This is a genomic window from Clostridium sp. AM54-37XD, assembly GCF_003478225.1.
GTDB classification, from domain to species: Bacteria; Bacillota; Clostridia; order Lachnospirales; family Lachnospiraceae; genus Coprococcus; species Coprococcus ammoniilyticus.
The window spans coordinates 236,410-249,936 of sequence record NZ_QUEV01000002.1; the positions used below are offsets into that span (position 1 = coordinate 236,410).

Here is a 13,527-nt window from a genome sequence, read left to right on the forward strand (position 1 = left end):
TGATAAGGCTGATCACGCGTTTATTGGTTTAGATGATAGGCAACAGTAATCCCATTCGGGGAAGTATTTTTATTGATAAGAATATCTTTTAAGCGCACGACAGCCCATCGTTTAAAAATCGATAGTGCAGTCGGCTGAGTTTCCTATGATATTACAAAACGGCTGAATTGGTTATACTCTGGCACTAACAAAACAATAGCATAGATTTCGTTATATAATGCATATTGCCAGCGAATGCGGGTGCATGTCTGAGCCCGTAGGGCGAGTTTGCACAGGAGCATGAGCGGATAAGGCATATGCATTAAATAGAAATCTATGCTAGTTTTTTATGTGTCAGAGTATAAGCAATCCAGCCACTTGGAAAATCAAGGCTAAATGCAGTATTCGTCGCCGGCTTCAGGTCGGCTGTTGCAGAGGTCTGCGATGGTGGTTGTGTCAACAACGCTGCAGATCGCACTGTAGAGCTGCTTCCACAGATTGTAAGTGGAGCAGATGGATTCACGCTCACATTCAGGCGCATCCTCTTCGACACAGGCAACAGGGGCAAGCGTTCCTTCTGTCAGACGAAGAACTGCACCGACTGTAATGTCTTCCGGTGCTTTTCGTAACAGGTAGCCACCCTGTGGACCGCGGACGCTTCGGACAAGTCCGCCGGAATTTAATATAGAAATGATCTGTTCCAGATATTTATCAGAGATATCCTCGTTTTTTGCTACATCCTTTATGCTGACCGGCTTACCATTAGAGTTGGCTGCTATATAGATCATAAGCCGTAATGCATATCTTCCTTTTGTTGATATTTTCAATGTAATACACCTCCAAATTACACTATCATAATTCATACTAATTATCTATGAATTGATTATACACCAGTTTAAAAGAAAAAGCTACAGAAATATTTCTATTTTCCTATTGATAAAGTAGGAATATAAAAGTAAGAAATAAAAATTGAGTTTTCATCAATAATTGGTATATTGATTTTGTAAAAGGTGGTATATGGGGAATTGGTACTGACTGTTTCTATAAGAAATAGGATAGGATATAGTCAGACCAAACGACAATATAACGAGGGTATGGCAATCAGACAATTTATTGTCAAAGAGCACGTTTTTCAATGGGGTATTAGGAAAATCGTTCAGGATACAGGCAATAGAATACTGCCGTCATCTTGATATTGACGTTTCACATCCAACCGGTCAAGGTCTTCGACCGGATTCAATCCATTCTTTTCTCGGTGTGTCCGCTGCCGTAGGGAAGCATAAGCGGATAATATAAAAACGATATGGAGGAATAAGGAATGAAGAAAAAATTTCTAAGCCTTCTGTTAGTGTTGTGCTTTGTTATGGCATTTGGTTCAATAACAGCACTGGCAGCAGAGGGACAAACAACAGACATATGGGATGGTACAGCAGATACAAGCTGGTACACGGGTCATGAGACAGAGAGTGAGTACCATATAACGACGGCAGAACAGCTTGCCGGACTTGCGCAGCTTATTAACACAGGTACTATAACCTTTGAGGGAAAGACTGTTTATTTGGATAATGATCTTGATCTGGATAAACGTGAATGGATATCCATTGGCAAAGGTAAAGGTGGAAGTCAGGCAGCATATAGTTTTTGTGGTATATTTGACGGACAGGGACATGTAATTTCTAATTTGTATTCCCGTGATTCGCTGATGCCAAAAACGAATGTGGGGGATGATGAGGAAAATTGTTATAGACAGGGCTTATTTGGAAATGTCTATGATGGTGAGGTCAAGAATCTTGGTATTGAAAATGCTGATATTATAGTTGATCTCAATGATGCATCTACATATGGAAAAGGTATATTAGTAGACTGGCTTTGTAATTCCAAAATTACAAATTGCTGGACATCCGGTTCTATTTCGGGTGGTGCATATCTGGAGCATTATGTTGGAGGCATTGCAGGATGTACCTTGAGAAATAGTACTCTTACAGGATGTTATTCAACTGCAACTATTACAGGAAATTATAAGGGAACTTGTTATAAAGAAGAAGATGTAATGACGTATTTTGACTGTCTGGGTGGTATTGCAGGAGGAATGCTAGACGGAAGCCTTACAGTCGAAGATTGTTGGTTTTCTGGAAAAATCAATGTTAATTCTGTACAGGCAACAGTTGGTGGAATGGTTGGATATTCAGACAATGCAAGTGTTACTAATTGTATGGTAACTTCTGCAGACCTTGCTGCAGATGAAGGTGGCAATACCTGCTGGGTTGTCTATAGTGGACTTAGTCTTGGTACGGCAGAAAACAATTACTGGCCGGCAGATGACCGGTATCAGGCAACGCTTCTTAAAGAGCAGGATGGAACCGCTGTGTCAGATTTCACATCTGCGGATGTGCTTTCCGGACTTCAGGCAAAGCAGGGAGCAGGCATTGAATGGGTAGCAGGAATCGATCATCCTACATTTGCATGGGATGACAGAAATATTCCGGCAGATTATACAGCAGTTGATGCGGCTATTGCAAAAGCGGACAAGATAGATGGAACACTGTATTCTAATTATGAAGATGTAAAGGCTGCCATTAATGCTGTTGACCGTAAAAAGAGCAAGTATGAGCAGAAGATAGTAGATGCAATGGCAAAATCTATTGAGGATGCTGTTGCAGGTCTGAAAGAGAAAGACAACGGTAAAGACAACAATAAAGATAATAATACCCCGGTTACCCCACAGATAAAGACATATACAGTAACATTTAAAGCAGCAGGTGGAAGTGCAGTTAAGGCGCAGAAGGTAGTAGAAGGTAAGTTAGTAAGTAAGCCGAAAAATCCAACAAGAAAAGGTTATAAATTTGCAGGCTGGTATACAGGAAAAACTGCATATAAGTTTGATACTCCGGTTAAGAAAAATCTGACTCTGACAGCAAAATGGACTAAAATCAAGGTGAAGAAGATCAAGATCACAGGAATGTCCAAGCAGATTGCAGCAGGTAAGAAGATTAAGCTGAAAGTAACCGTAACTCCAAAGACTGCAGCAAATCGTACAGTAAAATGGAAGAGCAGCAATAAGAAATATGCAACTGTAAATTCCAAGGGTGTTGTAACTGTAAAGAAAGCAGGAATAGGCAAGAAGGTAACGATAACAGCAACCGCAAAGGATGGAAGCGGAAAGAAAGCAACCTATCGTATAAAGATCATGAAGAAAGCTGTTAAGAAAATTACCTTAAAAGCATCAAAAACAAAAGTAACTGCCGGTAAAAAGGTAACAATAAAAGCAACTGTCACTCCTGGAAAGGATGTAAACAAAAAGCTGACATATAAGAGCAGTAACAAGAAGTATGCAACTGTAAATTCCAAGGGCGTTGTTACTACCAGGAAAGCAGGAAAAGGGAAGACTGTAAAGATCATAGCAACTGCAACAGATGGAAGCGGTAAGAAAGCTACTATTAAGATCAAAATTAAATAATGCCTAAAGCAGTTAGATGTAACAAATAAATATAAACCGATAAATTAAAATAAAGGATGCTGAGCCACGGGATAAAACCTGTGGTTTAGCATTTTTTCTATTTTCTGAAAAATATTTCTATTATCCTATTGACAAAGTAGGAATAGAGGTGTAATATACATGCATAAGATAAATCATAGTTTGTTGATAGGAATAAGCGGAAACGAGGTAAAAGGTATGTTGAACAAGTATTATCAACCACAATATTTGAATGAAGACAATCGAATGTGTACTACCAGACAAACGTTATCAGCAGGCGGAATTTACAGATGTTGTCGCTAGAGTAAGTCCGGATAAGAATATCCATGAATGACGAAATGATAAGCTCCGGCATAGGGAGCAAATAACGAATACAGAATAAAATGACAGATAATAAAACGGCAGTACATAATGATAGAAGAAACGGATACGTACATCAGCTGGGAGAAAAGAACAGGAGATTAAAAATTATGGCAAAGAAATCATACAGCGAAAGAAATTTAAAATTTGAAACATTACAGTTACACGTAGGACAGGAAACACCGGATCCTGTAACAGATGCAAGAGCAGTTCCGATCTATCTTACATCATCATATGTATTCCATAACAGCCAGCATGCGGCAGACAGATTTGGTCTCAGAGATGCAGGTAACATTTACGGAAGACTTACAAATCCTACAGAAGACATTTTCGAAAAGAGAATCGCAGCATTAGAGGGTGGCGTAGCAGCACTTGCAGTTGGTTCGGGAGCAGCAGCTCTGACATATGCACTTCAGGCAGTTGCACATAAGGGTGACCACATCGTAGCAGCAAAGAACATCTACGGTGGAACATATAACCTTCTTGCACATACACTTCCGGATTTTGGAATCGAGACAACATTCGTTGATCCATTTGACTATGATGCAATTGAAGCTGCTATTCAGGACAATACAACCGGTATCGAGATCGAGACACTCGGAAATCCTAACTCAGAGGTTGTAGATATCGAGAGAATCGCAAAGATCGCACATGCACATAATATTCCATTGATCGTAGATAATACATTTGCAACACCTTATCTCGTTCGCCCGATCGAGTACGGCGCAGATATTGTTGTACATTCCGCTACCAAGTTCATCGGTGGACACGGAACAACGATCGGTGGTGTCATCATCGACAGTGGTAACTTCGACTGGACATCCAGTGACAAATACCCATGGTTAACAGAGCCGAACGTATCTTACCATGGAGTAAGCTTTGCAAAGGATACAGCACCTGCTGCATTTGTTACTTACATCAGAGCGATCCTGTTAAGAGATATGGGCGCAACTATCTCACCGGTACATTCATTCATCTTCCTTCAGGGACTTGAGACATTATCCTTACGTGTAGAACGTCATGTTGAAAATGCACTTAAGGTTGTACAGTATCTGAAAAATCAGCCACTGGTTGAGAAGGTAAATCATCCATCCATCTCAGAGGATCCTGAACAGCAGGCATTATATAAGAAATATTTCCCAAATGGCGGCGGATCAATCTTTACATTTGAGATCAAGGGCGGAGCAAAAGAGGCACAGGCATTTATCGATCAGCTTGAGTTATTCTCACTCCTTGCAAATGTTGCAGATGTAAAATCCCTTGCTATCCATCCGGCATCAACCACTCATTCAGAGTGCAACGAGGCTGAGCTATTAGATCAGGGTATCAAGCCGAATACAATTCGTCTGTCCATCGGAACAGAGAACATCGACGATATTATCGAAGATCTGGATGAAGCATTTAAGGCAATCGCAGAATAATCAATAATAAAAACAGTAGATAATTGAACATAAAAATAATAAAAAAATATGGGTGATCGAAGATCATCGGTCACCTGCAAAACGAAAAAATAGAATCAGAATAGGAGATTAAAGTTATGAGTAAAATTTATAAAGATGCAACAGAGTTAATCGGAAATACACCATTAGTAGAGTTCAATCACATTGAGAAAAAGGAAGGCTTAAATGCAAAGATCCTTGCAAAGTTAGAGTATTTTAATCCGGCAGGAAGCGTAAAAGACAGAATCGCAAAAGAGATGATCGAAGATGCTGAGAGAAAGGGAACATTAAAGCCGGGCGCTACGATCATTGAGCCTACATCCGGAAATACAGGTATCGGTCTTGCATCTATCGCTACAGCAAAGGGGTATAAGGCAATCATCGTTATGCCGGAGACCATGAGCGTTGAAAGAAGAAATATCATCAAAGCATACGGCGCAGAGATCGTTCTGACTGAAGGTGCAAAGGGTATGAAGGGTGCGATCGCAAAGGCTGAGGAGCTTTCTAAGGAGATCCCTGACAGCTTCGTTGCAGGTCAGTTCGTAAACCCTGCAAATCCGGAAGCACACAGAAAGACAACAGGACCGGAGATTTGGAATGATACAGACGGAAAGGTTGATATCTTTGTAGCAGGTGTTGGTACAGGCGGAACTGTAACAGGTGTCGGTGAATATCTGAAGCAGCAGAATCCGGATGTTAAGGTTGTAGCAGTAGAGCCGGCTACATCACCGGTTCTTTCAAAGGGAACTGCAGGAGCACATAAGATTCAGGGTATCGGTGCAGGATTTGTACCGGATACATTAAATACAAAAATTTACGATGAGATCATCACAATCGACAATGATGCAGCATTTGAAGGCGGCAAAGAGATCGCAAGTATAGAAGGTATTCTCGTTGGTATCTCATCCGGTGCAGCTTTCGTAGCAGCAAAGGAACTTGCAAAGCGTCCTGAAAATGCAGGAAAGACAATCGTAGTTCTCCTTCCGGACAGTGGTGACAGATATTACTCAACTCCGCTCTTTGGATAAAACCAATAAGATTTACATGTGAATATAATATCTTTTCAAAATAATCATTTATCTCAAAACAGACACGCTTCACCATACAGCAATGTGGTGGGGCGTGTTTGTTGTTGTCGGTGAGCGTGTGGATATGGTATAGTGTAATTGTGCGGAAAGTAACGGTTTAGAATAAAGCAGAAAAGAGGAAATATGAAATTTATTTACAATGCTTTTGTTTTAAACCATATTGAATATGCGAAGATTTATAGTGAAATAAATACGAATTACAGTAAATATAAAAATAAACCTTTTGCAGTTCATGCATCATATGGAATTGATAACAGACCATATTGGTATTATTTTGAGAACCATGGCTATAATGAATACAATATTTATATGCGTATTGAGATGTAAGGAGGATGAATATGGAGGAATTAACAGCTTTATTAAATGCTATTGATGATTCTTATTATGATTTTGTTTCAGCAATGATAAATTATGCAGCGAAAAAACCAACAAGACAAAAATTATTAGTTGATTATATTAAAAATACTCCAAATTTAAAATCTTCTGATGTCGTAAGATTCGTTTCGGAGCAAAATGATTTTTTTGAGGATGCTGCATATATGGAAGTTGAGTAACAATAGATAAAAGATACGGAGTAATAAGTTGAGTATGAAGAAATTAACAGAAACACAGAAAAGTATTATAAAATGGGCATTTGTGCTGGTGCTTCTCGGCTTGATCGTATATGTGTTCCGGGATATGGCAGGACCGATCGCAAAGCAGCTTGTGAAGACAAGCCCTTGGATCGTCGTGCTGATCCTTGTGGCGACATTGCTGTATGGTGTGTTTGAGAGTACGATCACGATGTTATTTGCCAGACAGTATAATCCGACGTTTACATTCAGACAGGCGTTTGGAATGACATATTTTGTGTCATTTTACAGAACGGCGACGCTTGGAAGCGGAGCGGGTGTGTCGGCTCTGGTTTACCTGAATGAGTATGGAGTGAAGACATCAGAAGCATTTGGTATGTATATGATTGAATATGCAGTGCACAAATTAGGCATCGGAATCATGGCGGTGATCCTGTATCTGCTGCATTTCCATTATATGAATGAAACCTTTGCGGAATATGAAGCATATATTGGAATTGGATTTGTGGCTACAGTTATTATTACGATATGTTTACTGTTGTTTGTATGTGCCGGATGGTTCCATCAGATCTTAAAGAAGCTGATGAATCTGGTGAATTACAGAGGACGATTTACAGAAAAGTTTGATAAAATCAAAGAACAGTGTGATATCATGGAAACGGAATCAAAGGAATTGCTGCGCCATTGGAAGCTGCTGCTTGGCGTTCTGCTGATCAACATTTGTAAATTTTCCTGCTGGTTTATGATTCCGTATATTGTACTGTACAAGAGCGGTGCATTTTCGCCGGATGTGGCACTGGCGATCACGACGGTATCAGTCATGCTGGCGGCAGTTATTCCTACGCCTGCAGGAATCGGTTCCAGTGAGTTTGTAATGATCGCAATGTTTGGTGCGATCGTGGGAAGTGCGAAAGCAGGAGCTATGGCACTGCTATACCGTTTTGCAACATTTGTATTTCCATGTGCACTGGGCGCGGCCTATGCAGCGAAGTTTGCAGTTATAAAACAGAGAAAGAATAAGAAGAAGGAAGTCTGACCCGTATGAAATGTGGGATGGATGGAAAAATATCCATCAGCTATATGCTCGATATGATATATGATGGACAGAAACAGGGTAAATACAGATATGAAAAAGTTGGTGGTGGGTATTCTTGCCCATGTTGATTCGGGAAAAACTACATTATCGGAAGCCATGTTATATACGGCAGGCAAGATCCGTAAGCTTGGACGGGTGGATCATAAGGATGCTTACCTGGATACGGATGCACAGGAGCGGGAGCGTGGGATCACGATATTTTCCAAGCAGGCGGTATTTACATATGATGGCATGGAGATTACACTGCTTGATACGCCGGGGCATGTTGATTTCTCGGCGGAAATGGAACGAACCTTACAGGTGCTTGACTATGCGATTCTTGTCATTAATGGTGTGGACGGGGTACAGAGCCATACCGATACATTATGGAAGCTGTTGAAGCGGTACGAGATCCCGACATTTATATTTGTAAATAAGATGGACATGGATGGGGCAGATAAAGATGCTGTTTTCCAAAATATACGAAAAAAGCTGGATGGGGATTGCGTTGATTTCTCATCCGGGGACAGAGATGAACAGATCGCGATGGCAGACGAGAGACTGTTAGATACCTATCTGGATAGTGGTATGGTTGAGGTAGAGGATATCATCGAAGCAATTCTTGACAGAAAGATATTTCCTTGTTTCTGGGGATCGGCACTCAAACTCTCCGGTGTGCAGGAATTGTTGGATGCGATGAATACCTATATGGTGATGCCTGCATATAATGCAGAATTTGGCGGACGGATCTTCAAGATATCGAGAGATGCAAAAGGGGAACGTCTTACCTATATGAAGGTGACCGGAGGAAGCTTAAAGTGCAGAGAGCAGATCGAGGGAACCGAAGGAAAAGTCAACCAGATACGGATTTATTCCGGTGCGCGTTACGAGCCGGTAGAGGAGGCTTCTGCCGGAACGGTATGTGCGGTCACCGGGCTTGGTGAGACATCCGCAGGTCAGGGCGTTGGATGTGAACAGGAAAATGTATTTGCCGGACTGGAACCTGTGTTATCTTATAAAGTCAGCTATCCGGAGGACAAGGATGCAGTTGTCGTGCTCCGGGATATCAGGCAGTTAGAGGAAGAAGAACCTGAGTTACATGTGGAGTTTGCACAGGAGACCGGAGAGATCTTTGTGAAGGTTATGGGACAGGTGCAGCTTCAGGTGCTGACGCAGATCGTAAAAGACAGATTTGGCTATCTCATATCATTTGGTATGGGAAGGATCATATATAAAGAGACACTTGCAGAACCGGTAATGGGAGTCGGACATTTTGAGCCGCTTCGTCACTATGCCGAAGTGCATTTGCTGATGGAACCGTTGGAGCCGGGAAGTGGCATGCAGTTTGATACGATATGCAGTGAGGATGTACTCGATAAGAACTGGCAGAGACTGATCCTGACACATCTGGAAGAAAAGGAATACCGAGGCGTGCTGACAGGCGCACCGATCACGGATATGAAGATCACAGTGACCGCAGGACGGGCACATCAGAAGCACACAGAGGGCGGTGATTTCCGTCAGGCGACATATCGTGCAGTAAGGCAGGGGCTTATGATGGGAGAATGCAGGCTGTTAGAACCCGTGTATGCGTTCCGACTGGAGATCCCTACAGAGATGACCGGTCGGGCAATGAACGATATCACACGGATGCATGGACGATTCGCACAGCCGGAGATCGAGGGTGAAATGAGTATCCTGACAGGAACTGCACCGGTTGCTACGATGCAGGAGTACCAGCAGGATGTAACGGCATATACCAGAGGACAGGGTAAGTTATCCTGTACCTTGCAGGGATATGAGCCATGCCACAATGAAGATGAAGTGCTGGCGGCAAGTACCTATGATCCGGAGCTTGATATGGCAAATCCGGCATCATCGGTATTCTGTGCACATGGAGCCGGATATATCGTGGACTGGTACGATGTGTATGATATGATGCATGTAAAAGAAGATCCGGGATTTGCACTTGCAGGAATGGAAGATGTCCTGCGGAATATAACGTCAGAGCCTACTGAGGCAGACGAGGATAACCGAAAACGGATGGCGCGCGAGCGGCAGGACGCAGGTGCTCCGGTGTATGATGAGAAAGAGTTAGAGGATATATTTGTCCGCACCTATGGTTCAAACAGCCGGGAAAATGCAGCTTATAATAAAGCAGGTTTCAATCGGCATAATAAGAGTGTATCGGAAGCGGACTGGTATGTGAAAAAGGCGGCAGAACATGGTAAAAGCAAAACTACCGGTGCGCAGACACTGTCTGCCGGATCAAAGACGGCGGATACCGGAATTGCCAGACCTGGGGCATACAGGAAGCAAAAGGGCGAGAAAGAATATCTGTTAGTTGATGGGTATAACGTGATATTTGCATGGGATGATCTGAAAGCACTGGCGGCGGTGAACATTGACAGTGCCAGAGATAAGCTGATCGATATTATGTCGAATTATCAGGGGTATGTCGGCTGTGAATTGATCCTTGTATTTGATGCTTATAAGGTGAAGCAGAATCCGGGCAGCATCACAAAGCATGGAAATATCCATGTGGTCTATACGAAGGAAGCAGAGACTGCTGATATGTATATAGAAAAGACGACACATGAGCTTGGCAGAAAATATAAGGTGACGGTTGCCTCATCAGATGGACTGGAACAGTTGATCATCATGGGGCAGGGCGCACTTCGGATGTCCTCCAGTGGGCTTCGGGAAGAAGTAGAACGTGTGAACCAGATTTTGAGAAATGATTATCTCAAATAAAACGGACATGTTTCTGGTATGATCCTGAAAAGATATTAGAGGGAATCGATTCCAAAACAGCTATATGTATGAAATTTGTTAAAAATAGAATGTAAAAGTGAGTATTCTTTTCACAAAATTATATTATATAGATAAAAATATTTGGAATGTTTAAATAAATTTGGAAAAAATAACCAAAGAAAACCATATATTCCTTGAAGTTAATAACAAAATCTGCTAAAGTGAATAGTATGAGCGTACGAATTCAGATGAGATATGGAGGAGGAAGTATGGGAAATAAATTATTTGTAAGACAGATGAAGAGAACCGTTGCCTGCGTTGCGGCAGCAGCTACTGTTTTCTCAATGAATCCGGCAGGACTTCCGTATGCAGGGGGACAGGCTGGGGCATTTGTTGTAGATGCAGCGACTGAGAGTACGGCAGTGGAGATCAGTACATATGAACAGTTTGCAGCTTTGCAAAAGCGGTAAATGCAGGTACGGCAGAGTCATATGCAAGTGTAAAGCTGACAGCGGATATTACGATACCGGCAGGAACCACATGGACACCAATCGGTAGTGCTGCTAATCCATATACGGGAGTATTTGACGGGGCGGGACATACAGTGTCAGGACTTACGGCAAGTATAACGGCTGCAGAATATAGTCCTGAAGCTCCGTTTGGTTTATTTGGAAAGACACAGGGAGCAACGATCAAGAATCTGAAGATGAGCAATGTAGTACTTTCCGGAGAATCGAGTTCGGGCAGTGGTATTTTATGCGGTCTGGCTGAGAAGACCGAGATCAGCGGATGTACGATTGATAGCAGTTGTTCAATCGTAAGTGATGGTGCATTGATCGGTGGTCTGGCATGTATGCTTACAGGAAGTACGGTTAAGGATTGTGTGGTTGCTGCGGACATTCAGTTGAATGGACAGGCACCGTCTGGTGGTTATGTTTATCAGGCAAATGGTTCCCAAATTATTAACAGTGTATTTAAGGGAACGATCAAGGGCACTGGTGCAATTGTATATACGGGTGGATTTGTTGGAATTAATAATGGTCTGATTGCAAACTGTATCTATTCAGGTTCAATGACTGCGGTTGCTTTTACAACCTGTAGTGCTTTTGCAGGAGAGGCATCGACTTCAGGAACGATAGTTAACTGCTTTGCAAATGGTAAGTTTTCATTAACAGATGGTTCAACAGGTACTACAACAGGTATTTTCAGAGGAAATGGTAACGGTAATAAAGTTGCAAACTGTATTGCAAATACTGCTATGGAACCGATGAATCTGATAGCTGTAGCAGGCAATGTTACCGATTGTGCATTCATGGAGTCGTCAGAGATCGCAGCCGGTAATGCTTCTTACAAATTGAATGGATATGCAGCTTCTTTGACAGATGCTGAGAAGAAAGAATACCATACATCCGAATGGAAATCTTTTGTAGAAACAGACAATGGTTCACTGACATTCAGTTCAGAAACCAAGGTTACAAGAAAAGTAACATTTTATGATACAGACAATAATGTGATCAGCGGCGGTTCAAACTTCATGGAGGAGGGCGCAAAACTCGTATATCCGGAGGCAGCAGATCCTTCCTATATTGCATGGGTAGACAGCAAGGGAAGAATATATGATAAGAATTCAGTTGTTGGTTCTGAGGATCTGGAGCTGTATCCATTGACAGAAGGTTATGTGGATTCACTGTTGAATATAAAACAGGTATCGATCACACTGGATAGTGATATTTCTCTGGTATATCTGGTAGATCCGGCTGTTCTGGAACGTTATCAGAATGCGACAATTGTGTACCGGGATGCATCCGGAACAGTACAGGGAGCATCGGGCTTGTCAAAAGAACTTACAAAGACTGTAAATGGCAAGACATATCTGTATGGAGAGTTTACAGGAATTGCAGCAAAGGAAATGACGAAAGATATAACAGCAACGCTTGAAGGTACCAGTGATGGTGGAATGACAAATTGCTACAGCAAGGCTTATACAACCAGTGTTGCTGATTATGCAAAACGGCTGATCGCAATGGATGGCACAAGTAAAGTATTAAAGACACTGTTGGTTGATCTGGTAAACTATGGTGCATCCGCTCAGACCTATTTTGGATATAACACTTCAGATCTGGCAAATGCAGATTTTGATGATTATCAGACCTATGCGAGTGCAAAGCATTCATTAACAGGATTTACGAATTCCGGAAGCTCAGTTACAAATTCCGGTGTTGTAAAGATCAGTGGACGAACATTGGTGCTTGAGAACCGTGTTGGTATTGCAGTGATCATTGATACATCTGAATATGAAGGGAATATTGCTGATATTACGATCAATGTCAACGGAACAGGAGTTTCAGATGTTATAGCAGGTCAGAATCTAAAGCCATATGGCACAAACAAATATTATGGTGTTACATATGAGATCCTTCCGACAAAGATGGATGAAACTTATACATTTACAGTTCAGGTAAATGGTGAAGCGTCAGCACGTATGACCTATGGTATATCTGCTTATGCCTATAATATGAGAAACAACAGCAATACAAAGCTGGTTGCATTACTGCAGGATATCATGGAATACGGTAATTCCGCATTAAACTACTGGCTTGCGAATTAAGAACGATAAGATATTAATATAAAGATATTGAAAATATAAGGAGGGTTTAAAAAATGAAAAAACAGTATGAATCCCCAGTTATGGAGATCGTAGAATTTGAGGCAGAGGATATTATTACAACTTCAAGTAATATGCTTCCAACAGATCCAGCAAGCCAGATGTTGGAATAAAAAAAGC

At 41.7% G+C, this 13,527-nt stretch carries 10 protein-coding genes; 9 read left to right on the top strand and 1 reads right to left on the bottom strand.

The window, feature by feature from the left end; translation table 11 throughout:
• Positions 1-371: 371 nt before the first annotated feature.
• Complete coding sequence (locus DXA07_RS02820) at positions 372-806, bottom strand: Rrf2 family transcriptional regulator (protein ID WP_021944774.1); 435 nt, start codon at positions 804-806, stop codon at positions 372-374.
• A gap of 491 nt (positions 807-1,297) precedes the next feature.
• Between DXA07_RS02820 and DXA07_RS02825 the strand changes: the two genes are divergently transcribed.
• The 9 genes from DXA07_RS02825 (at position 1,298) to DXA07_RS02865 (ending at position 13,350) form a co-directional block, all read left to right on the top strand.
• The gene (locus DXA07_RS02825; protein WP_118483295.1) at positions 1,298-3,436 is read left to right on the top strand and encodes an Ig-like domain-containing protein; all 2,139 of its coding nucleotides are present in this window, start codon (positions 1,298-1,300) and stop codon (positions 3,434-3,436) included.
• Between the two features lie 488 nt (positions 3,437-3,924).
• A complete protein-coding gene (locus DXA07_RS02830; protein WP_118483372.1) occupies positions 3,925-5,235 on the top strand; it encodes an O-acetylhomoserine aminocarboxypropyltransferase/cysteine synthase family protein in 1,311 nt (436 codons plus the stop codon).
• Positions 5,236-5,351: 116 nt separating this feature from the next.
• Positions 5,352-6,281: a cysteine synthase A gene (gene cysK, locus DXA07_RS02835; protein ID WP_021944777.1), complete on the top strand. Its 930-nt coding sequence runs from the start codon at positions 5,352-5,354 to the stop codon at positions 6,279-6,281.
• Between the two features lie 183 nt (positions 6,282-6,464).
• Entirely contained in the window at positions 6,465-6,668 is a 204-nt protein-coding gene (locus DXA07_RS12985) for a hypothetical protein (protein WP_117822218.1), read from the top strand.
• A gap of 11 nt (positions 6,669-6,679) precedes the next feature.
• A complete protein-coding gene (locus tag DXA07_RS02845) occupies positions 6,680-6,895 on the top strand; it encodes a hypothetical protein (protein ID WP_117808279.1) in 216 nt (71 codons plus the stop codon).
• A gap of 34 nt (positions 6,896-6,929) precedes the next feature.
• On the top strand, positions 6,930-7,949 hold the full coding sequence (locus tag DXA07_RS02850) for a lysylphosphatidylglycerol synthase transmembrane domain-containing protein (RefSeq protein ID WP_117822217.1): 1,020 nt from the start codon (positions 6,930-6,932) through the stop codon (positions 7,947-7,949).
• 90 nt (positions 7,950-8,039) lie between these two features.
• Positions 8,040-10,742, top strand: a complete 2,703-nt coding sequence (locus DXA07_RS02855) for a TetM/TetW/TetO/TetS family tetracycline resistance ribosomal protection protein (RefSeq protein ID WP_243013863.1) — start codon at positions 8,040-8,042, stop codon at positions 10,740-10,742.
• 269 nt (positions 10,743-11,011) lie between these two features.
• On the top strand, positions 11,012-11,212 hold the full coding sequence (locus DXA07_RS02860; protein ID WP_118483299.1) for a hypothetical protein: 201 nt from the start codon (positions 11,012-11,014) through the stop codon (positions 11,210-11,212).
• Positions 11,213-11,346: 134 nt separating this feature from the next.
• Positions 11,347-13,350, top strand: a complete 2,004-nt coding sequence (locus DXA07_RS02865; protein WP_118483301.1) for a hypothetical protein — start codon at positions 11,347-11,349, stop codon at positions 13,348-13,350.
• Positions 13,351-13,527 lie beyond the last annotated feature (177 nt).